We start from the raw sequence: 18,192 nt of genomic DNA on the forward strand, positions 1-18,192 counted from the left end.
TCATTCCCGCCTCATACTCGCCCAGATCGCCAGCGGCACGAAGCAGACCGCGAGTCCGCCCAACCACACCAGCGGCATCCACAGCACATGCCAGCTCACTCCGCTCGCGGCCATATCCCGCATGGCGAAGGAGAATTGCGAAATCGGCTGATTACGCACGAACGGCCGAATCCACGTCGGAAAGCCGGTCTCCGGGACGAATCCGCAGGAGAGCATGCCGAAGATCAATGTGGGCAGCGTCAGCGCCTGGCTCAGCGATTCCGGGCTCTTGGTCAGACAACCCAGCGCATCGGCCCCGATGGCCAGCACCGTGCCCACGCCGAGCGAGAACGCGCAGAACAGGACCGACTGCCAGACGCCCGAATGCAACCGGAATCCGATCGCGTACCCGAACACCAGCGCGGCGAGCAGCGAGATCACCGAGCGCACCAGCCCCGCCGACAGTCGCGACAGCAGCGGGACCATGCGGCCGACCGGCATGGTCTGCATGCGGGTATTCAGGCCGCTGGCCGTTTCGAACGCCGCGATCTGCGCATTGGACATCATCGTGAACGACATGGTCTGCAGCACGATGATCGGCATCACGAACTGCCCGTAATCGATGCCGCGCACCCGCATCACCCACCGCAGCGGCAGATAGAACCCGAGCGTGAACACCAGCGGCGTGATCACCGCGACGATCAGTTCGCCCTTGGTGGCCATGGTCCGCACGATCCGCCCGGTCAAGGCCCGCCACTGCGCGAATCCGGATGGGCGCACCCGGGTCACCCCGGCGAAAAGACCACCATCGGACTCGGTGAGCTGCTGTGTCACTCGTGTCCGCCCATATGGCCGGTGATGGAGAGGAACACGTCGTCCAGCGAGGGCCGCCGCAGCCCGATATCGGCCAGTTCGACCCCGCCCGCGTCCAGGCGGCGCAGCGCCTCGGCCAGGGTGGTCGCCCCCTCGGGCGCGGGGATCGAGATCCGGTCGACTCCGACGGACTGATCGGCGAATTCCTTCGCGATCGACTCGGGGGCCAGATCGCCCAGCGCCTCGATGGCCATTCCCACCCGCGTGGGATCCAGCGGCACGATCTCGCAGTAGCTGCCGCCGGTCTTCTCCTTGAGCTCGTCGGCGGTGCCCTCGGCGATCACCGTGCCCCGATCGATGACGATGATGTTGTCGCTGAGCACGTCCGCCTCCTCGAGGTACTGCGTGGTCAGCAACACCGTGATGCCCTGGTTCTTCAGCGCGATGACCAGATCCCAGACACCCTGGCGGCTGCGCGGATCCAGACCGGTGGTGGGCTCGTCGAGGAACACCACCTCGGGCCGCACGACCAGTCCGCACGCGATGTCGACCCGTCGGCGCATACCGCCGGAGTAGCCGCGCACCGCGCGCTTGCCCGCTCCGACCAGGTCGAACTCCTCGAGCAACGTATCGGCGCGGTCGCGGGCGGCCTTCTTGCCCAACCCCATGAGCCGCCCGAACAACTCCAGGTTCTCGCGGCCGGACAGATTCTCGTCCAACGCGGCGTACTGGCCGGTCATCATGATCGATCGCCGCACACCGGCCGGATCGCTCAGCACGTCGTGCCCGGCGACCCGGGCCGTGCCCGAATCCGGGCGCAGCAGCGTGGACAGGATCTTGACCGTGGTGGTCTTCCCCGCGCCGTTGGGTCCCAGGATGCCCAGGACCGAGCCGCGGGCGGCGGTGAAGCTGACGCCCTGCAGCGCGTGGACATCTCCGAAGGACTTGCGCACGTCGGCGACCAGCACCGCGGTTTCGGGCGGCGACTCTGCGTTGTCCAAGCTCGGCATCGACTCTCCACTATGGCCGGGGGCGGCAATCGGATTGTCCGGATCGCCTGTTCGTACGTCCGGTTTGGTGATCCCTTCCACCGGGGGCGATGTTACTGGTTGGAAATGCGAGCAGGGAGCAGCTGTCTCTTGTTCGGGCGATTGGAATCAAGTGTGTCATTAACTGTGGCGTTACTCACAATTCAGGAAACCGACCGGTACGGCCTTGCTGTCGTTGCTGGTACGGGGACGAACCGGGCGGTACGGCGCGTGCGACGAAACCTTGTCGCATGGGCCCGGCCGCCCATACGCTGACGGCAAGGGGAAGAGACGGACAGTCAGTTGTCTGCGGCAGCCTCGTCCGGTGAGCGAGGCGTCCGGTTGCCGCGGGCTCACGTCGGCGAGAGGTTGACCGATGGCAGAGTCTGCCCGAGGTGCGCACAGCGGGCTCGCGGCCCGCTCCCGAGTCCTGACGTCCTTCGACCCGCGCACCGGCGAATCCGTCGGCGATTACGCGGTGATGGGCCAGGTCGATCTGACGCGTGCGGTCCGCGCCGCGCGGTCCTCCGAGAAATGGTGGGCGACACTCGGATTCGCCGGGCGTAAACGCTGGTTACTGGACTGGAAGCGGATCATCGTCCGGCGCGCGGGCGAACTGGTGGATCTCATCTGCGCCGAAACCGGTAAACCCGAGGCCGATGCGGCCATCGAGGTGATGCAGGCGGTGGAGAATCTGGACTGGGCCGCGCGCAATGCCGAACGGGCCCTGGGTCGTCGGCGACTGGGCGGGAGCTGGTTCACCCGCAACGAACGCGCCTCGGTCGGCTATCTTCCACTCGGCGTGGTGGGCGTGCTGGGCCCGTGGAACAACCCGGTCTACACGCCGATGGGTTCGATCGCCTACGCCATGGCCGCCGGTAACGCCGTGATCTTCAAGCCCAGCGAACTCACCCCGGGCGTCGGGGTGTGGTTGGCCGAGAGCTGGGCCCGGCTCGCGCCGAATCAGCCTGTGCTGCAGGTGGTCACCGGGGACAGTTCGACCGGCGCGGCACTGTGCCGGGCGCGGGTGGACAAGATCGCGTACGCGGGTTCGGATGCTGGTGCGCGCGAGGTGATCTCGCTGTGCGCGCAGACGATGACACCGGTGGTCGTGGAACGTTTCGGCAAGGGCGCCATGGTCGTTCAGGTCGACGCGAAACTCGACGCCGCCGCCGACGCCGCGGTCTTCGGCGCGATGTCCAACGCCGGGCAGAGTCCGGCCGGAATCCAGCGCGCCTATGTCGCCGAATCGGTGTACGAGCCGTTCCTGGAGCGGGTCGCCGCACGTGCGGGAAAGCTCCGCCCCGGTGGCGACCGTCGCGCCTCCTACGGCCCGATGATCCTCGAGTCGCAGGTGGAAGTGGTGCGGCGGCAGGTCAAGGATGCGGTCGCGCAGGGCGGGCGGCTGGTGGTCGGTGGTCTGGACTCGATCCGCGAACCCTATGTCGAGCCGATCGTACTGGCCGGCGTGCCCGAGGACTCCCAGGCGATCACCGGCGAGGCCGCGGGACCGGTGCTGATCGTGAATCCGGTGGCGAGTATGGACGAGGCCGTGGAGCGCATCAACGCCGCCGAACACGGCCTGGCGGTCGCGGTGTTCACCCGCGACGTGCGGATGGTCCCCGAATTCGCCGAACGCATCAGAACCGGTGTGGTGACGATCAATTCATCGATGGCCTATTCCGGAATCCCGGCCATGCCCTTCGGCGGCGTCGGCGAATACGGCCAGGGGCACACGCACGGCGAGGCGGGGCTGCGCGAATTCAGCCGCACCCTGTCCATCGCGCAGAAGCGTTATCGCGGCATGGTCGACCTGACCACGTTCGACCGGCATCCGCGAAATCTGCGCCTGGCCAAGGCCGTCTTCCGGATGCGGCACGGACAGGGCTGAGGCGGTTCAGCTTTCGGCGGGCGCATTCGGGCCCAGCAGTACCGCGCGCATGAGTTCGTGCACGCGGGCAAGGCTTTCCGGGCGGCGGTCGAAACGCAGGCGGCGGCCCACGTCGACGACCTGGGCGATGGCGGCGTGCACCCGGAAACGCGCCTCGGCCGGATCGCCGTCGAGCAGGTTCGCCCACTCCAGGACGTTCTGGCGCTGAATCGCGCGCAGTCGATGTTGTTCGGCCGCAGGCAGATTCGAGAATTCGGCGAAGTAGACCGGGAGGATCTCGGGCATCGCGAAGGTGAGCCGGGCGAAGCGGTCCGCGATGCGCAGTGCGGCGTCGGCGCGGCTGCTCGCCTCGGCCAGCGCCTCGGAGTTGGCGATCGCGACGCGCTCACCGGTGCGGTGGAAGGCCGCGGCCAGCAGATCCGATTTGCTCGGGAAGTAGCGGTAGACGCTCGAGGCGTTGATCCCGACGGCCGCGCCGATCTCCTCGATGCTGGCCTCGTGGTATCCCTGGCGGCCGAAGATCCGGATCGCCTCGGTCAGTAGCTGTTCGCGTTTGGAACTCAGCGGCAGGCCGCGCACGGGCGTCTCGGGTGCGGGTTGGGTCGGCGCCGGGGGCAGTTCGGTGCGCAGGATCGACCAGCAGATGTCCTGCAGCAGATCGGTCAGACGGGCGGTGGACAGGGTGGTGCGGTGCAGGGTGATGCTGCCGATCGCGCCCAGCATGCCGGTGCCGAGCACGTTGATGTCGGCCGGATCGTCGTCGGGGCGCAGTCCGGCGATGGCCGATTCCACCGTCCTGTGCAGTTCGTCGTAGATCTTCCGGATGCGGTGGCGGTCCTCGGTTTCGAGATACCGGCGCTCCCAGCGGTACAGCCCGCCCTCGCGACGCACGTCGATGGTGTGCTCGGCCAGCGCGCGGATCTGTGCGGTGAGCCGGGCCTCGGGGTCGAGTGTGGGGTCGTCGGCCGCGTGCGCGGCGTCCAGCAGTAATTGCGCGCCGCCCTCGGCCGCGGCGACGAGCAGCGCGTACTTGTTCCGGAAGTGCCGGTACAGCGCGGGGCCGGAGATGCCGACCTCCGCCGCGATCTCGTCGACACCGACCGGGTGGTAGCCGCGCTCGCTGAACGCCTGGGCCGCGACGCGCACGATTTGTGCTTTCCTGTTCTTCGGCCGTCGCCGGACCGTCGTGCCGTCTCCCCGCGCGGAAGCGAGTCCGGACTCGCTGGGATCCGCGACCATGCACCTCTCCTTCTCTCACACCGCCGCCTGGTTGACAGCGCCGCACAACTCAACCTAAGTTAACCACAATTCGCAATGTTAACCGTCATTCTCGCGCCGCCGCCAGCGTCGACGGCCTACCTGGGAGTTGTTATGAGCAACGTCGAGCAGACCACCGCCCCGACGGGCCTGCGTGTCGTCCACGACGGCCGGGTGCTGCGTGTCACCATCGCCAATCCCAAGCGCAAGAACGCCATCAACTACGACACCATGGTCGCGCTCGGTGACGCGTTCGAGGCCGTCGTCGAGGATCGCACGGTTCGCGCGATCGTGCTGACCGGCGAGGGCGAGGATTTCTGCACCGGTGCGGATCTGTCCGGCGTGGTGTCCGAGGCGCAGCGCGGGATCACCCCCGAGATGACCATGGATGCGGCGAACCGACTGGTCAAAGCCATCGTCGACGCGCCGGTGCCGGTGATCGCGCGGATTCGCGGCGCGGCGGCGGGCGTCGGCGTGGCGCTGGCCCTGGCCGCGGATCTGACCTACGCGAGCGAGGATGCCTACCTGCTGCTGGCGTTCATCAACATCGGCCTGATGCCCGACGGCGGTGCGGCGGCCATGATCGCCGCCGCGGCCGGACGTCCGCTCGCCGCGGAGATGGCGCTGCTGGGTGAGCGGCTGCCGATCGCCGACGCGGTCCGCCACGGCCTGGTCACCGGCGTGCTGTCCGCCGAGGAACTCGACGCGAAGGTGGAGGCCGCGGCCGCGAAACTGTCCACCGGCCCGCGCCGCGCCCTCGAACTCACCAAGAGCGCTCTCAATGCGGCCTCGCTGACCTCGTTGGATGCCGCATTGGCGGCCGAGAAGACCGGGCAGTCCGAACTGCTCCAGTCGCCCGATTTCATGGAGGGTGCGACCGCCATGCTCACCAAGCGCAAGGCGGTTTTCGCCGAGTAGTGCGGAACCGGGCGGGGACCGGGGTCAATAGGGCCCCGGCCCGCTGTAGCGAAGCGGAAGCCGTGAACACAGCGTGCAACATGCGGATGATGCGTGTCGGCGGGTGGGCGTTACTGTGACTGCATGAATTACCTGGTTATCGGGGCAACTGGGTGTATCGGTCGGTATCTCGTCCCAGAGTTGCTGAAACATAGCGGTGATATTCATGTCGTGGTGCGGCCCGGGGCCGACCCGGCGTACCGGTTCGATCGGTGTGCGCGGGAGTGGGGTGCGGGCGAGCGGGTTCGACGGGTGCGCGGGGATCTGGGCGCGCCCGCACTGGGCCTGGATCCCGGTTGGATTGCCGCGCACCGTGGTTCGATCGACCATGTGATTCACCTGGCCGTCGGCTACGACGCGGCCGGGCTCGGTGCGGGGACCGGCAACGTGGTGGATCTCGCCGAGCGGCTGGAAGCCGGTGCGCTGCACCACATGTCGACCGTGGAGGTGGCCGGGACGGCGAAGGGGCTGTTCGGCGAGGACATGTTCGACGTGGGGCAGGTGCTGCCCACCGCGCCGCAGCGGGCGGCCTTCGAGGCCGAGCGCGTCGTGCGCGAACGTTCGGCGGTGCCCTGGCACATCTATCGGCCCTCGATCGTGGTCGGCCACTCCCGCACCGGCGAGATCGATCGGATCACCGGGCCGTACTACTTCTTCCGGCTGCTGCGGATGGCCGCCCAGTTACCGCGAATCCTGCCGCTGCTGGTGCCCAAACTGGGCGAAACCAACATGGTGCCAGTGGATTTCGTCGTCCGGGCGCTGGGGCACATCGTTCATCGGCCGGTCACCGGCGGGACCACCTATCACCTGGTCGACCCGCGTCGTCAGAGTGCCGCCGACGTGCTCAATCTGTTCGCGCAGGAGGCGGGCGCTCCCCGATTGGTGGAGGTCATGCCCCGGCAGACCCTGGACATGATGGTGCGGCTGCCGGGCGTCGGCGCGGTGCTGCCGCATCTGGGTGTGCCGCGAGAAGTGCTCGAGCAGAACGAATTCGGCTGCTGGTTCGACTGCCGCAATACGACTGCCGCGTTGGCGGGCACCGATATTCGCGTTCCGCCGCTGGCGGGTTACGCGCCGGTCATCTGGAAGTACTGGATCGAGAACTGGGTGTGAGTCGCGGGCAAGGGCTTCAGATGTCGTCGACCGCGGCCTGCGTGCGGGGCTCGGCGGGCGCGTATTCGTAACCGACCCAACGATTCCGGTTGGTCCAGCCGACCAGGTCGTAGCGCCAGCGGAACGGCCAGGTGCGGGCCACGGTCATGAACAGGACCGTGGCCAGGGGAGCGTAGTCCGCGTGCGCGGACAGCAGCGCGTGTTGCTCGCGGGGTGAGGCGGTGAAGAACGCCTCGAACATCGAGATCGACTGGGCGGTGGTGAGTCTGCCGAGTCCGTAGATCCCGCGCATGCGCATCCAGTAGACCAGGCGTGCCTGCCACGGCCACAGGTCCTGGACCGGGTCGCGGCCCGCGCGCAACGCATCGATCGCCGTGTCCACCAGGGCGAGTGAATCCGCCACGCTGTATCCGGTGCACGGGTGCATCATTCCGCCCCGGGAGCCGAACGGCACCGCATCCCCGGCCCGCGCGGCGGCGCGAATCGCGGGCGGCGGCTGGTCCAAGGGATAGTGCGCGGCCTCGCTGGGCTCGTCACCGCGCAGTGTGATCCCGTGTGCGGCAAGACGACTGAGTGCGCGTCGCCGCAACTCGCGCTGCGGCATACCGCCGCGCAGCCCCAGGCTGGTCTCCTCGAAGATCACCGTGCCGTCGCCGAGCGGCACCGCGTACAGGAACGAGGGCGGCTCATCCGGCCCGGCCCCGTTCTCCGCGCGCCAATCCAGCAGCAGCCCTTCACCATCGGCGACCATCGGCGCGGCACGCTCAGCATCGACGAAGATCCCGTGCGCACTCGCGGTCCGGCGCGTACCCGGCGACGGCAGCCCTCGGGTGTCGAAAACCGCTGCGGCCGTGATGATCGTGCCGTCGTCGAGCTCGACGCGGTGCGCACCGACCGAGGTCGCCCGCCCGCTCAGCACGGTCGCGTCGTCGAGTGGAAGCGCGTCGCGCAGACCGGGTTTGGACAGTACGCAATACGGCCGCTCGATCCGATGCGCGGTCTTCGTCCACACCGTCGGCGCCTCGATCCGCTGTGCGATCGTGCTGTGCGGCAACCACTGTGGCAACTCGTCGATCCAGCACGAGAACGTCGGCGGCCACAACCGCTCGGGCCGCGGATCCATCGCCACCACCCGCATCCCGGCCCGCACCGCCCGATGCGCCAGCCCGCGCCCGGTGGGCCCCAACCCCACCACGCAGAGATCCGCCTCCCCGACACGCTGACCGCTCATGTCTCTCATTCAATCAGCCGTGCGGGGTCGGGCGGCATCCGCGTGTCGGCCCACCGAATCGTGGTGGGGCTCAGAGCTGCTTCTCACCGCCGTCGACGTAGATGTTCGCGCCCACGATGAAGCTGCTGTCCGCCGACGCCAGGAACGTGACGGCCCCGGCGACCTCTGCTGCCGTGCCGATCCGGCCGATCGGAACGTTCGCCGCGAACCCGGCTTTGACCGCGTCGGCGTCTTCCGGACCGCCCACCGTGGCGAGCGCGGCGGTGTCGATCGTGCCCGGGGCGATCGCGTTGACCCGGATGCCGCGTCCGGTGAGTTCGGCGGCCCAGGTGCGGGTGTAGGAGCGCAAGGCGGCCTTGGATGCCGCGTACGCACCGAACGCCTCCATGCCGTCGTCGGCGCGCACGGAGGTGTTCACGATGACGGTCGCGCCGTCGTTGAGCAGGGGCAGAGCCTTGCGCACGGTCTGCAGCGTGCCCCAGACGTTGGTGTCGAAGATCTCGTCGAAGTGCTTTCGGGTGGTCTGCTCGAGCGTCGCGAAGGATCCCGCGCCCGCGTTGGCGAACAGTGTGTCCAGACCTTTCCCGCGCGCCGCGACGGCCTCGTAGAGCCGGTCGAGGTCGGCCGGATTCGAGATGTCGCCCGGTACGGCGGTGGCCGATCCGATCGTCTCGACCACCGCGTGCAGTTCGTCCGCCCTTCTCCCGGTGACGAATACGTGCGCCCCCTCCGTCGCGAACCGCTCGGCAACGGCCCGGCCGATGCCGCTGCTGCCGCCGGTCACGACCGCAGTCTTGCCCTCCAGCTGTCCTGCCATGGTGCACCCTTCCTTAGATCTGTACCGATCGGTACCGATAGCACCGTAGCAGATTGGTACCGAGCGGTACAGAAAGGTTATGATCGTCGGTGTGAGTAGCCGGGAGAAGGCCCCCCTCGGACGTCCGCGTGCCTTCGACGCCGACGAAGCGCTGGAACGCGCCCTACTGGTCTTCTGGGAGCGCGGCTACGAAGGCGCCAGCCTCACCGACCTCACCGACGCCATGAACATCACCAAAACCAGCATGTACGCGGCATTCGGCAACAAGGAACAGCTCTTCCGCAAGGCCCTGGACCGCTACACCGCCGGCCCCGCCTCCTACGGCCTGCGCGCAATGCAGGAAAAGACCGCCGTAGCAGTAGCCACCGCTTTCCTGCACGGTGCAGTGGAAACCACCACCGGCCCCGGCCACCCTTCGGGATGCCTCGGCGTACAAGGCTCTCTGGCATCCGGCGACGCAGGCGAACCCGCCCGCGCAATGCTCCTGGAATGGCGACAAACCGCCCGCCGACACCTACAGGAGCGATTCCAACGCGCCATAGACGAGGGCGACCTCCCCCCGCACACCAATGCTCGGCAATTGTCTTGCTACATCATGACCGTCGCCTTCGGCATCGCCGTCCAAGCCGCCACCGGCGTGGAAGCCGCCGAACTCCACGACGTCGCGGACCAAGCCTTACTCAGCTGGCCGCCAATCTGAGCTGCGCAGGCGCACTTCGTATTCCTGAGCCGCCTCCGACGATCATCGGACACCTTCGGCTGGGTGGATAATCTCTCCGGCAACCGGATCCATCGGTGCGCTCGTCGCATCAGCTCGTGTCTAGTAGCGCCCCCGAACAGGTCAGTCGTCGGTTGCCACGATCAATATCAGGCGTCGTTCCACTCGGTTTATCAGAACAAATTCGTGGAACTCATTGTGAATATCTGCGTAGTCATTCTTTGCGACCTCGCCGAGGTTTCGCAGTTGAAATCTGGTAGTCGCTGACTCGATTGGGTTTATGACCTGATCGAGCAGAGTGTCACGAAGCCTGTCGGGTAATGATCCACACAGGTTCGTCCACTTTCTGAAGGTTTCCTGAAGGGTGCTGCTGCGTGCTGGTGTGAACGCATCCGGTGTGAGCTTGTCCAGAAAATACGGTCCGTGAACATCTCCGTCCGGGTTTACGCCACCTCCTACATAATCATCCCTGAACTCGATTGTGCGAATCAGAGCCTCGAGAACCAGGTGGTCATCGGCGTCCATGTCCAGCAGACGAAAGGTTTTGATGTCCACCCACTGGAATCTATGACTGCTGCCGGGATCGAAGTCGAAGTCGCGAAAGTTTATGAACTCTCGTCCCTCATAGCGAATTATAGCGGTCATCCTCGCACCGTCCTTCGCGCTTCCATGGGTCGACTGTACTCACGTATCACTTTATATGCCATCGTTTGGTCGGGACGTTGGGAACATCGTTGAAGTCCAATGTTTCACCGCCGGACGCGCTGAAAGGCCGGTAAGTGACTGTCGACTTGGGATCGCCTGACAATTTCCAAACTTCGATATTTCCCTTCGGGGTTACTTTCACCTCGGGCTTCCCGAGTGTGGCCTCGAGTTCTTGGTGTGCTTTCTCGAGTTCTGCCTCGGATACGATTCGCACACCAGTAGCATCCTCATCGCCGATCAAATTACCGCTGCTGTCGGTGACGATATCGCGTACCTTCTTGGCTTTGGCAGTCAGATCCTCGCCATCAGAAGACTGTGATTGTGCGCTGTCCCCGGATGCCATCGCGACGACCAAGGCTTGGATGGCGAGGATTTGGGCGTCGGCCTTGGTGAATTGGCGTATGCCGCTGAAGATTTCGGTGCCGTCGGCGAGCAGGGCGGGGAGGGTGCTGGCGGTGATGTCGCTGGTGATTGCGGCTGCGGCGGTGGTGATTTCGGCGTCGGTGGCGGCGAGGGCGGCGTCGACTTCGACGCCGGTGGCGGCTGCGCCTGCGCCGTCGGTGGCCACGACGGTGAGGCACCAGAGTAGTCCCGCGGTGATGACGGTGGCGCCGATGGCGATGAGGGCGCCGGTGCGGTCGCGTTGGATGTTGCCGCGCAGGGTGGAGAGTTGGTCGTGGTGGTTGGCGACCGTGTTGGTGATGGCGGTCGATGCCTGGGCGAGATTGCCGGCGGCAGTGGAGAGGTCGGTGAGGTATTCCTGGATGCGGGGCAGGTGGGGGTCGACGGTGCCTTGGTCGGTGAAGGTGTCGATGAGTTGTTTGATGGCGCCTTGGGCGCTGGTTACCGCGTTGTGTTCGGCGAAGTTGTCCCACGTGCTGTGGACGGCGGCCAGTTTGCCGAGGTCGCCGTTGGGGACCGGGTGGGTGATCTTGGCGAGCAGGCCGTGCAGTGGGCCCTCGTCCAGCCCGGGTGCGGTATTCGCCGATTTGGCCGAGGGCGGGGTCGGTAGGGTGGGTTCGACGAGGAGTTCGGTGGCTACGGTCGGCTTGTCCGGTTCCTTGCCTTTGTGGGGGTTCTTGTCGGCGTTGTAGTTCCCGATGTCCCAGTTGTATCCGGTGGCGTTCAGGATGTCGCCGAAGTGGTTGAGTGCGTTGATATATGCGATGTAAGCCTGGTGGAAGTCCTGCGCCTGGGTGTCGTAGGGGGAGGTCCAGGCCTCGACGCCCTGGTAGTTTCCGGCCATGCCGCCGTTGTCGTGCAGGTTGTTGTGCAGGGCGATGAACGGCAGGACCGCTTGGTCGGCGAGCAGGATGAGTTTCTTGGCGGCGTTGTAATAGGTGTCCGGGTCGATCTTCAGCGTGGTCACGAGGTTCAGCCGTTGAGCATGGTGCCGTTGGTATCGACCGCCCGGGTGTAGTGGCCGTGTGCTTCGCGGGCAGCGGCGCTCGCGTCGGTGACGCCCTGGGTGAATTCTTGTGCCCCGGTGAGCCATCGGGTGTGGGCCTCGGCGTATGCCTGCGCGGCAACGCCTTCCCAGGTGCCGTTCTGGAGAGTTTTGACTCGGCGGTCGATCTCGTCGAAGGTTTCGCTGAGGTATCCGGCCAATCCGTCGAGGCGGGCCACGACCTGATCCAGATGTTCGAGGTCGACGCCGAAAAGGCCGCTCATCAGGGAAGGTCCAGACTCGAGATGGCGGTGGAGGTTCGGGTGTCCTGGGCGTGGAAGTTCGTTGCGGTGACACCGAGCTTTTCCGCCATCGCGGTCAGTGCATCGATGATCTTGCCGCCGCCGTCCTGGCACTCGTGCCAGCCCTGACCGAATGTTGTTGCGGCAGTTCCGGTCCACGTTCCCGACGCCAATGCGTCGACCTCGCGGTTCACCGCGCTCAGAGCGGACCGGAGATTCTCCGCGGCGCCGTAGACATAACGTCCGAGATCTGCCATGTCCTCGGGAACGACCGAAACCGATTGCCCCGCTGCGGATGAGTTCCCCTGCTCTCCCATGGCTACCGATGTTATCGGCAACAGCGGGCCGATGCCGATTTACTTCGGGGTGATCCAGGTGGTGATGTCGGCGTGGACGACCTCTACGCCGTGTTTGTCGTAGATCGAGACGGGGACGGTAAGGTCGCGGCCTTCGGTGATCGCGGTGAAATCGGGGATTTCGGGGAGTTTCGCGATGGCGCGGAGGCCGGATTCGGCCTTGGCGAGGTACTGGACGTTCATGGCCTTGGGGATCCAGCGGTGGGTGGTGGGGACGGTGGCTTCGCTGAGCATGCCCATGGCTACTTCGGCGAGGTTGCAGGCGGCGATCGCATGGAAGGTGCCGAGGTGGTTGTGGATGCCGAACCATTTGGGGGCGGTCACTTCGCAGACGCCCGGTTCGAGACGCACGACGTTCGGCACGACGGTGCCGAAGTACGGCACGCGGGCGATCATGCCCAGAGAGAACAGCGCATGCCCGATGCGGTTGTCGGGAAGCTTCTTCCAGCCGCGGAAGGTGGCGGTCTCGTTCGTCATACCCATATATTACTCGAAAGTAAGTTAGTGGCGGGCGGGGCGGTGGGCACGACGCGAAGCTGAATGGGTCGGGGGATACCCGCGGATTTCTCGTGCGGCATCACCCGTGTGGGGGAGGCGGGATCAACTTGCGAGGTGATGGAATCGGGGGTCGGCGTTTCTACGATGGGCGTGTGATGGCTGTTGGGCGGAAGGTTCGGCGTCGTCTGGTCGTGCTGGTGGGGGTACTTCTGCTGGTGGGGCTGGTCGACTTCGGGCCCGCGGTTGCTGATGCGCCCTCGGCGGGTGGGGATGTGTCCGTCGCGCAGACGTTGGGGGATCGGGAATTGACCGTTGTGCTGCGGCGGGTGACGTCGGTACCGGGGCCGCTGCAGGTGGAGGTGGTTACGCATGCGGGGACCGCGGGAGGGAAGCTGACGCTGGCCGTGACGCCCACCGGGGCCTCGTCGTCGGCGTCGTCGCCTGCACCGGGTGCGCCGACCGACCGGGGGGCGGTGGAATTGGGTGCTGCGCCCGGGATGTACTCGACGACGTTGCGAGTGGATCGGGCGGGGCCCTGGGAGTTGGCCATCGGGGATGGGCAGCAGGTTGCGCGGATTCCGTTCGTCGTGGCGAAACAGGTGACCACGTCGCCGGAACGTTTCGTCTACGGCGGATTCCTGGCCGCCGGTGTGCTGCTGCCGGTTTCGATTCTGGTGGCGGTGCGAGCTCGGCGCAGCGCGTGGGCGTTGCTGCCTGCCGGGGGGATGGTGGCGGGCCTGGCGGTGGCGATCACCGCCGCGGTGCTGTCCGCCTCGTTGCCGCTGCCGCCGCAGCCCGGCGTGCAGCTCGACCCCGACGTGGACAATGTGAGCAACCCGTACGCCCTTGGGCAGCCGCTGATTTCGGACTTCTCCCGGCCGCCGGTGATGCTCGGTCTGGGCGGCGCGCCGTTGAAAGCGGGGCAGCCCGGCGATCTGGATCTGAACCTGACCGATGCGGCCACCGGCGCAGCCGTCGACGATCTGATCATCGAGGACAGCGCGCTGATCCACCTGCTGGTGATCGGCCCGAGCGGGCAACTCTGGCATCTGCATCCGATCCGAATCGCGCCCGGCCACTTCCGGATTCACCTCACCCCGCCCGAGGCCGGGCACTACGCGCTGTCCGCCGAACTGGCGCGGCGCGGCGGGGGCGTGCAAATGGTCCGCGCCGCAAGCGGTTTCACCGTCGCGCCGAGACCGACCGGCGATACGCCCCTCGCGCACACCGCGAATCCGGTCCACCTGGGTGAGGGGGCGACGGCCGCGTCGACCGCTGTCGACGGCACCTCGATCGCCGTGACCACCACGGCGGCGACCGCCGGTGTGCCCATCACCCTCACCGCAACCGTCGGCAACGCCTCCGACCTGCAACCCTGGCTCGGCATGGTCGGGCACATGATCGTCGCCGGGCCACTGCCCGACTCGGACGCCGATATCGGCACCGCGGTGCAGAACGCCCAGATCTGGGGCCACGCACATTCCATGGGTGGTATGTCGATGTCGGGAATGAATGACCAGTCCGCCAGCGGGACAACGGCTTCCAGTCATTCGCCGACCCCGGGCACGCACGCCGAGCCGAGCCCGAACGAATCGCCGCAGTCCAGGTCGGACATGTCGAACATGCCCGGTATGGACGGCGACCCGAGTGCCGCGCCGATGCCGAGCATGCCTGGTATGGACCACGACCCGAGTGCCGCGCCGATGCCGAGCATGCCTGGTATGGACCACGATTCGACCGCTGCGCCGATGCCGAGTATGCCTGGGATGAGCCACGACTCGACCGCTCCATCCGCGCCGGGCACGCGCGCCGGTTCGGTGACCAGTGCTCCGAGTCCGGGCATGAACACCACGAATCCCGGCGGCTCGATGCTGATGCTCCCGGTGAACGGTGACAGCGCGCCCGACGAAACCGTCGCCGCCTACGGCCCGGCGGTCCCGTTCACGTACACCTTCCCGACCCCGGGCCACTATCGGGTGTGGATCCAGGTCGAACGGAACTACACCGTGCTCACCATCCCGGTCGTTCTCGATGTGGCCGCGGGGGTGGCGCGATGACCACCGTAGAGCCGGTCACCCACGGTCCGCGTGCCCGGACACTGCGGGTGGGCGGGGTGCTCGCACTCGTGATCGCGCTGGTTGCGCTGATCGGATGGCTGCTGTGGCCGAGTCCGCCCGGACATCTCGTAATGCACAGCGGCACAGCGGATTACATCGTCACTGTGACATTGGACAGCCCGCGGATGGGTGATACCGGGATCGATATCGAGCTCACCGATCGCGCGGGACGGTCGGTGGACGGCGCCGTGGTCCGGGTGCAGGCGGTGGAACCTCGGATGGGGTATTCGGATGCGCCCGTCACCGCGTCGGCGAGTGGTGCGGGTCGCTATCGCGCACCGGACGTGTCGTTCATGATGACGGGGCCGTGGGATCTGCGGGTGTCCATCGTCGTCGGCGGTGCGACCGACCAACTGTCCGTACCGCTGTGGATCAGCGGATGAGAAACAGCGGTGCGGCAGCACCGGAAGGGAGGATCACGATGGGTGAGCACAGGCGGCGACCGGCCGGATCGCCGGAGCAGACGGGGGAGACGCGGTGAGTACTTCGATACCGTTCGATGCGGCGCCCGGCGGCGAGCGATCGGTGCGCACCCGCCCGATCGCCGTGGCCGACGCCACCGGGACGGCGGCGCGGGCCGGGGCCTGGGTCGTACTGCTCGGCATCATCGTCACCACGGTCGGGACGAGCTGGGATATCCAGTGGCACAACGACGTCGGGCCGGACACCTTCTTCACCCTGCCGCATCTGTTCCTCTACTCCGGCAGTGCGATCTCCGGATTCGCCAGTCTCGCCCTGGTCGTGCTGACGACCTCGGCGCAGCGGGCGGGACGCGAGACGCCGCGCGCGGGCGGCACCCCGATCCGGGTCTTCGGCGGCACGCTCACCGCACCGATCGGCTATATGGTCTCCGGCGCGGGCGCGGCGCTGTTCCTGCTCTACGGCCTGTTCGACCTGGAGTGGCATTCGATCTACGGATTCGACGCGGTGCTCAACACCCCGTCGCACGTGGCGCTGTTCCTGTCGATCTCGACGACCATGATCGGCAGCATCATCGTGTTCTCCGCGCATCGCGACGAGCTGTGGGGCCGGATCGGGCTGGTGTTCGCGATCGTGCTGCTGATCTCCTACGCCCCGATCCCCGCCGACGGGCTGAACAATCTGCGGCTGCCGGTCGACGCGATGGTCGCCGCCACCGTGCTGTTCGCGCCGATGCTGCTCATCATGGGCGCGGTGGTGCTCGGGCGCGCCGGATCCGCGCTGGCCATCGGGGTGGCGATGAGTGTGACGCAGGGGCTGCTGTGGTGGTTCTCGCCGTGGGCCGCGCATGTGTACGCCTCGGCTGTGGGCCTGCCCCTGCGGGATGGGCTGTTGCCGCTGCCGCCTTCGTTCCCGAGCATCATGCCGATGTTCCTGATCGTGGCCGCGGTCGCCGTGGAGGGGATGTTCGCGCTGGCCAGGGCCCGGAATCTGGAACCGCATCGCACGCTGCTGGCGACCGGTGTGGTCGCGGGGGTCATCCTCGGCGTCGGCCTGCCGCTGCAGACGATCCTGACCGATCCGATCGCGCACATCGGTGCGTCGATGTTCACGATCATCGCGGTTCTGGGGATCCCGTTCGGACTCGCCGCCGGATTCCTCGGCGGACGTTTCGCCGCCATGCTGCGCACCCTCGCGCCGCAGGAGAACACGCTCACACCGCAGGAGAACTCGTGAGTGCACGCACCATCGACGGACTCGGCACCGGCGAAGCCGGCAGCGAGGTGCTGCTGTGATGCCACGTATCTCCGCTCGCCGTCTGGCGGCACTACTGCTGGCGGTGGCCACGCTGGGGCTGCTCACGGCCGGTCCGGCCGCGGCCTATCAGCCGGTGAACATCGTGCACACCGAACGAGTCCAGGTCGGGCCGTACGGCGTCACCGTCGGCTTCACCACCTGGCCGATCCGGGCCATGCAGTCGCTGGACTTCACCTTCCTGCCCGACGGCGGCATCGCCGACAAATCCGGAACCCTGAAGATCAACGGCCCGGATCGCCGGGCGACGCGCCGGGTGGAACCGCTGGTGCGGCATCCGCGCAAACGCGACTCCTGGGGTCTGGACGTCAAATCGCTCAACGTCGCCGGCGACTACGGTTTCACCTTCGTCATCGACGGCCCGCAGGGGCGCGGCGAGGGCGCGCTGGCGGGCGTGCAGGTGCTCGATCAGCCCGGCCCGCCGCTGCCGCTGAGCTGGACCTTGGGCCTGCTGCCGCTGGCCGGGCTGGTGATATTCCTCGTGGTGGTATGGCGCAGGCTGCGTCCGGGTAAGCTGCCGCTGAGCATTTGAGCAGGGGCTCGCGCCGCCGACGGGGGTCGTGGTTCTCACAGGACCCCGATTTGAAGTCGGCGGCCGGGCTCGTGCATACTTGTCGGGTTGCCTGCACCGGGTGGCGTGTGTCCGTGGTGAAAACCGCTGATACCAAGCCCGATCGGTGGAGGCGGGCAGTACCCATTCAGTATCGGTGTCGAGTCCGGCGCGGATACGTCCGGGACAGCGTTCTACCGGCCCAATGGAGATTCATCCGGGGCCGAAGAATGAGCGGAGAGGCGACACGCCCGACCGCGTGTACCGGAAGAACCATGACAGATGAACAGCGGCGATGGATCGGTCGAGACCGGTCGGGGCAAGTACGGATGCGTCTGCTGTCTTCGTAGGTTCGGGCATGCAAATGAGGGTGCTTCGGGAGGTGACTCCCGGATCACGACGAAAGCGGAGAAAAGGACACTCAGCGTGGCGGGACAGAAGATCCGCATCAGGCTCAAGGCCTACGACCATGAGGCGATCGACGCATCTGCGCGCAAGATCGTCGAGACGGTGACCCGCACCGGTGCCCGCGTCGTCGGGCCGGTGCCGTTGCCGACCGAGAAGAACGTGTACTGCGTCATCCGTTCGCCGCACAAGTACAAGGACTCGCGCGAGCACTTCGAGATGCGTACGCACAAGCGGCTGATCGACATCCTCGACCCGACGCCGAAGACGGTGGATGCGCTGATGCGCATCGACCTGCCGGCCAGCGTCGACGTCAACATTCAGTGACGGGGAC

Annotated in this window: 19 protein-coding genes; 9 read left to right on the forward strand and 10 right to left on the reverse strand. The window is 66.8% G+C overall.

Going from position 1 to position 18,192, the window contains the following annotated elements; translation table 11 throughout:
* Complete coding sequence (locus tag ON40_RS03495) at positions 1-813, reverse strand: ABC transporter permease (RefSeq protein ID WP_040818405.1); 813 nt, start codon at positions 811-813, stop codon at positions 1-3.
* Positions 810-1,802, reverse strand: coding sequence for a daunorubicin resistance protein DrrA family ABC transporter ATP-binding protein (locus tag ON40_RS03500; protein WP_040818406.1), 993 nt, complete (start codon positions 1,800-1,802; stop codon positions 810-812). The genes ON40_RS03495 and ON40_RS03500 overlap by 4 nt, the downstream gene beginning before the upstream one ends.
* Before the next feature lie 394 nt (positions 1,803-2,196).
* On the opposite strand from ON40_RS03500, the gene ON40_RS03505 reads away from it, so the two are divergent.
* The gene (locus ON40_RS03505; RefSeq protein WP_040818408.1) at positions 2,197-3,711 is read left to right on the forward strand and encodes an aldehyde dehydrogenase family protein; all 1,515 of its coding nucleotides are present in this window, start codon (positions 2,197-2,199) and stop codon (positions 3,709-3,711) included.
* Positions 3,712-3,717: 6 nt separating this feature from the next.
* Here ON40_RS03505 and ON40_RS03510 read toward each other — a convergent pair whose 3' ends face one another.
* Positions 3,718-4,950 (reverse strand): TetR/AcrR family transcriptional regulator, encoded by a 1,233-nt coding sequence (locus ON40_RS03510; RefSeq protein ID WP_040818409.1) that lies wholly within the window; start codon positions 4,948-4,950, stop codon positions 3,718-3,720.
* A gap of 132 nt (positions 4,951-5,082) precedes the next feature.
* Between ON40_RS03510 and ON40_RS03515 the strand changes: the two genes are divergently transcribed.
* Both ON40_RS03515 and ON40_RS03520 read left to right on the forward strand, forming a co-directional pair.
* Positions 5,083-5,886 carry an enoyl-CoA hydratase-related protein gene (locus ON40_RS03515; protein ID WP_040818411.1) on the forward strand — a complete coding sequence of 268 codons (804 nt, stop codon included), beginning with the start codon at positions 5,083-5,085 and terminating at the stop codon, positions 5,884-5,886.
* A 123-nt stretch (positions 5,887-6,009) separates the two neighbouring features.
* Complete coding sequence (locus tag ON40_RS03520) at positions 6,010-7,038, forward strand: SDR family oxidoreductase (protein WP_040818413.1); 1,029 nt, start codon at positions 6,010-6,012, stop codon at positions 7,036-7,038.
* A gap of 16 nt (positions 7,039-7,054) precedes the next feature.
* Here the strand turns inward: ON40_RS03520 and ON40_RS03525 are convergent, their stop codons facing one another.
* Positions 7,055-8,269 carry a lycopene cyclase family protein gene (locus ON40_RS03525; RefSeq protein ID WP_051192639.1) on the reverse strand — a complete coding sequence of 405 codons (1,215 nt, stop codon included), beginning with the start codon at positions 8,267-8,269 and terminating at the stop codon, positions 7,055-7,057.
* Between the two features lie 70 nt (positions 8,270-8,339).
* A complete protein-coding gene (locus tag ON40_RS03530) occupies positions 8,340-9,086 on the reverse strand; it encodes an SDR family NAD(P)-dependent oxidoreductase (protein WP_040818415.1) in 747 nt (248 codons plus the stop codon).
* 91 nt (positions 9,087-9,177) lie between these two features.
* Between ON40_RS03530 and ON40_RS03535 the strand changes: the two genes are divergently transcribed.
* A complete protein-coding gene (locus ON40_RS03535; RefSeq protein ID WP_040818713.1) occupies positions 9,178-9,786 on the forward strand; it encodes a TetR/AcrR family transcriptional regulator in 609 nt (202 codons plus the stop codon).
* A gap of 141 nt (positions 9,787-9,927) precedes the next feature.
* Here ON40_RS03535 and ON40_RS03540 read toward each other — a convergent pair whose 3' ends face one another.
* The 5 genes from ON40_RS03540 to ON40_RS03560 form a co-directional block, all read right to left on the reverse strand.
* Positions 9,928-10,359: a hypothetical protein gene (locus ON40_RS03540; RefSeq protein ID WP_169541814.1), complete on the reverse strand. Its 432-nt coding sequence runs from the start codon at positions 10,357-10,359 to the stop codon at positions 9,928-9,930.
* A gap of 136 nt (positions 10,360-10,495) precedes the next feature.
* Positions 10,496-11,878 (reverse strand): hypothetical protein, encoded by a 1,383-nt coding sequence (locus ON40_RS03545; protein ID WP_040818418.1) that lies wholly within the window; start codon positions 11,876-11,878, stop codon positions 10,496-10,498.
* A gap of 5 nt (positions 11,879-11,883) precedes the next feature.
* On the reverse strand, positions 11,884-12,180 hold the full coding sequence (locus tag ON40_RS03550; protein ID WP_040818421.1) for a WXG100 family type VII secretion target: 297 nt from the start codon (positions 12,178-12,180) through the stop codon (positions 11,884-11,886).
* On the reverse strand, positions 12,180-12,515 hold the full coding sequence (locus tag ON40_RS03555) for a WXG100 family type VII secretion target (RefSeq protein ID WP_040818423.1): 336 nt from the start codon (positions 12,513-12,515) through the stop codon (positions 12,180-12,182). The genes ON40_RS03550 and ON40_RS03555 overlap by 1 nt, the downstream gene beginning before the upstream one ends.
* 39 nt (positions 12,516-12,554) lie before the next feature.
* A complete protein-coding gene (locus ON40_RS03560) occupies positions 12,555-13,031 on the reverse strand; it encodes a hotdog fold domain-containing protein (RefSeq protein WP_040818424.1) in 477 nt (158 codons plus the stop codon).
* Positions 13,032-13,207: 176 nt separating this feature from the next.
* On the opposite strand from ON40_RS03560, the gene ON40_RS03565 reads away from it, so the two are divergent.
* The 5 genes from ON40_RS03565 (at position 13,208) to rpsJ (ending at position 18,185) form a co-directional block, all read left to right on the forward strand.
* Positions 13,208-15,109: a DUF8832 domain-containing protein gene (locus ON40_RS03565; protein ID WP_051192640.1), complete on the forward strand. Its 1,902-nt coding sequence runs from the start codon at positions 13,208-13,210 to the stop codon at positions 15,107-15,109.
* Positions 15,106-15,552, forward strand: coding sequence for a FixH family protein (locus ON40_RS03570; RefSeq protein ID WP_040818426.1), 447 nt, complete (start codon positions 15,106-15,108; stop codon positions 15,550-15,552). Before ON40_RS03565 ends, ON40_RS03570 begins: the two co-directional genes overlap by 4 nt.
* 94 nt (positions 15,553-15,646) lie before the next feature.
* Entirely contained in the window at positions 15,647-16,825 is a 1,179-nt protein-coding gene (locus tag ON40_RS03575) for a hypothetical protein (protein ID WP_040818428.1), read from the forward strand.
* A 58-nt stretch (positions 16,826-16,883) separates the two neighbouring features.
* Positions 16,884-17,435 carry a hypothetical protein gene (locus tag ON40_RS03580; RefSeq protein WP_040818429.1) on the forward strand — a complete coding sequence of 184 codons (552 nt, stop codon included), beginning with the start codon at positions 16,884-16,886 and terminating at the stop codon, positions 17,433-17,435.
* Positions 17,436-17,879: 444 nt separating this feature from the next.
* Positions 17,880-18,185 (forward strand): 30S ribosomal protein S10, encoded by a 306-nt coding sequence (gene rpsJ, locus ON40_RS03585; RefSeq protein WP_003938093.1) that lies wholly within the window; start codon positions 17,880-17,882, stop codon positions 18,183-18,185.
* The last annotated feature ends 7 nt before the right edge of the window (positions 18,186-18,192 follow it).

Source organism: Nocardia jiangxiensis NBRC 101359 (assembly GCF_000308615.1).
In the GTDB taxonomy this organism is placed as follows: domain Bacteria; phylum Actinomycetota; class Actinomycetes; order Mycobacteriales; family Mycobacteriaceae; genus Nocardia; species Nocardia jiangxiensis.

Excerpts from the sequence above, each read along its gene's own strand:
- ON40_RS03560 (WP_040818424.1), bottom strand. The coding sequence starts at position 13,031 with ATGACGAACGAGACCGCCACCTTCCGCGGCTGGAAGAAGCTTCCCGAC.
- ON40_RS03515 (WP_040818411.1), top strand. The coding sequence starts at position 5,083 with ATGAGCAACGTCGAGCAGACCACCGCCCCGACGGGCCTGCGTGTCGTC.
- ON40_RS03565 (WP_051192640.1), top strand. The coding sequence starts at position 13,208 with ATGGCTGTTGGGCGGAAGGTTCGGCGTCGTCTGGTCGTGCTGGTGGGG.
- ON40_RS03525 (WP_051192639.1), bottom strand. The coding sequence starts at position 8,269 with ATGAGCGGTCAGCGTGTCGGGGAGGCGGATCTCTGCGTGGTGGGGTTG.
- ON40_RS03520 (WP_040818413.1), top strand. The coding sequence starts at position 6,010 with ATGAATTACCTGGTTATCGGGGCAACTGGGTGTATCGGTCGGTATCTC.
- ON40_RS03530 (WP_040818415.1), bottom strand. The coding sequence starts at position 9,086 with ATGGCAGGACAGCTGGAGGGCAAGACTGCGGTCGTGACCGGCGGCAGC.
- ON40_RS03580 (WP_040818429.1), top strand. The coding sequence starts at position 16,884 with ATGCCACGTATCTCCGCTCGCCGTCTGGCGGCACTACTGCTGGCGGTG.
- ON40_RS03555 (WP_040818423.1), bottom strand. The coding sequence starts at position 12,515 with ATGGGAGAGCAGGGGAACTCATCCGCAGCGGGGCAATCGGTTTCGGTC.
- ON40_RS03505 (WP_040818408.1), top strand. The coding sequence starts at position 2,197 with ATGGCAGAGTCTGCCCGAGGTGCGCACAGCGGGCTCGCGGCCCGCTCC.
- ON40_RS03500 (WP_040818406.1), bottom strand. The coding sequence starts at position 1,802 with ATGCCGAGCTTGGACAACGCAGAGTCGCCGCCCGAAACCGCGGTGCTG.
- ON40_RS03510 (WP_040818409.1), bottom strand. The coding sequence starts at position 4,950 with ATGGTCGCGGATCCCAGCGAGTCCGGACTCGCTTCCGCGCGGGGAGAC.
- ON40_RS03550 (WP_040818421.1), bottom strand. The coding sequence starts at position 12,180 with ATGAGCGGCCTTTTCGGCGTCGACCTCGAACATCTGGATCAGGTCGTG.
- ON40_RS03570 (WP_040818426.1), top strand. The coding sequence starts at position 15,106 with ATGACCACCGTAGAGCCGGTCACCCACGGTCCGCGTGCCCGGACACTG.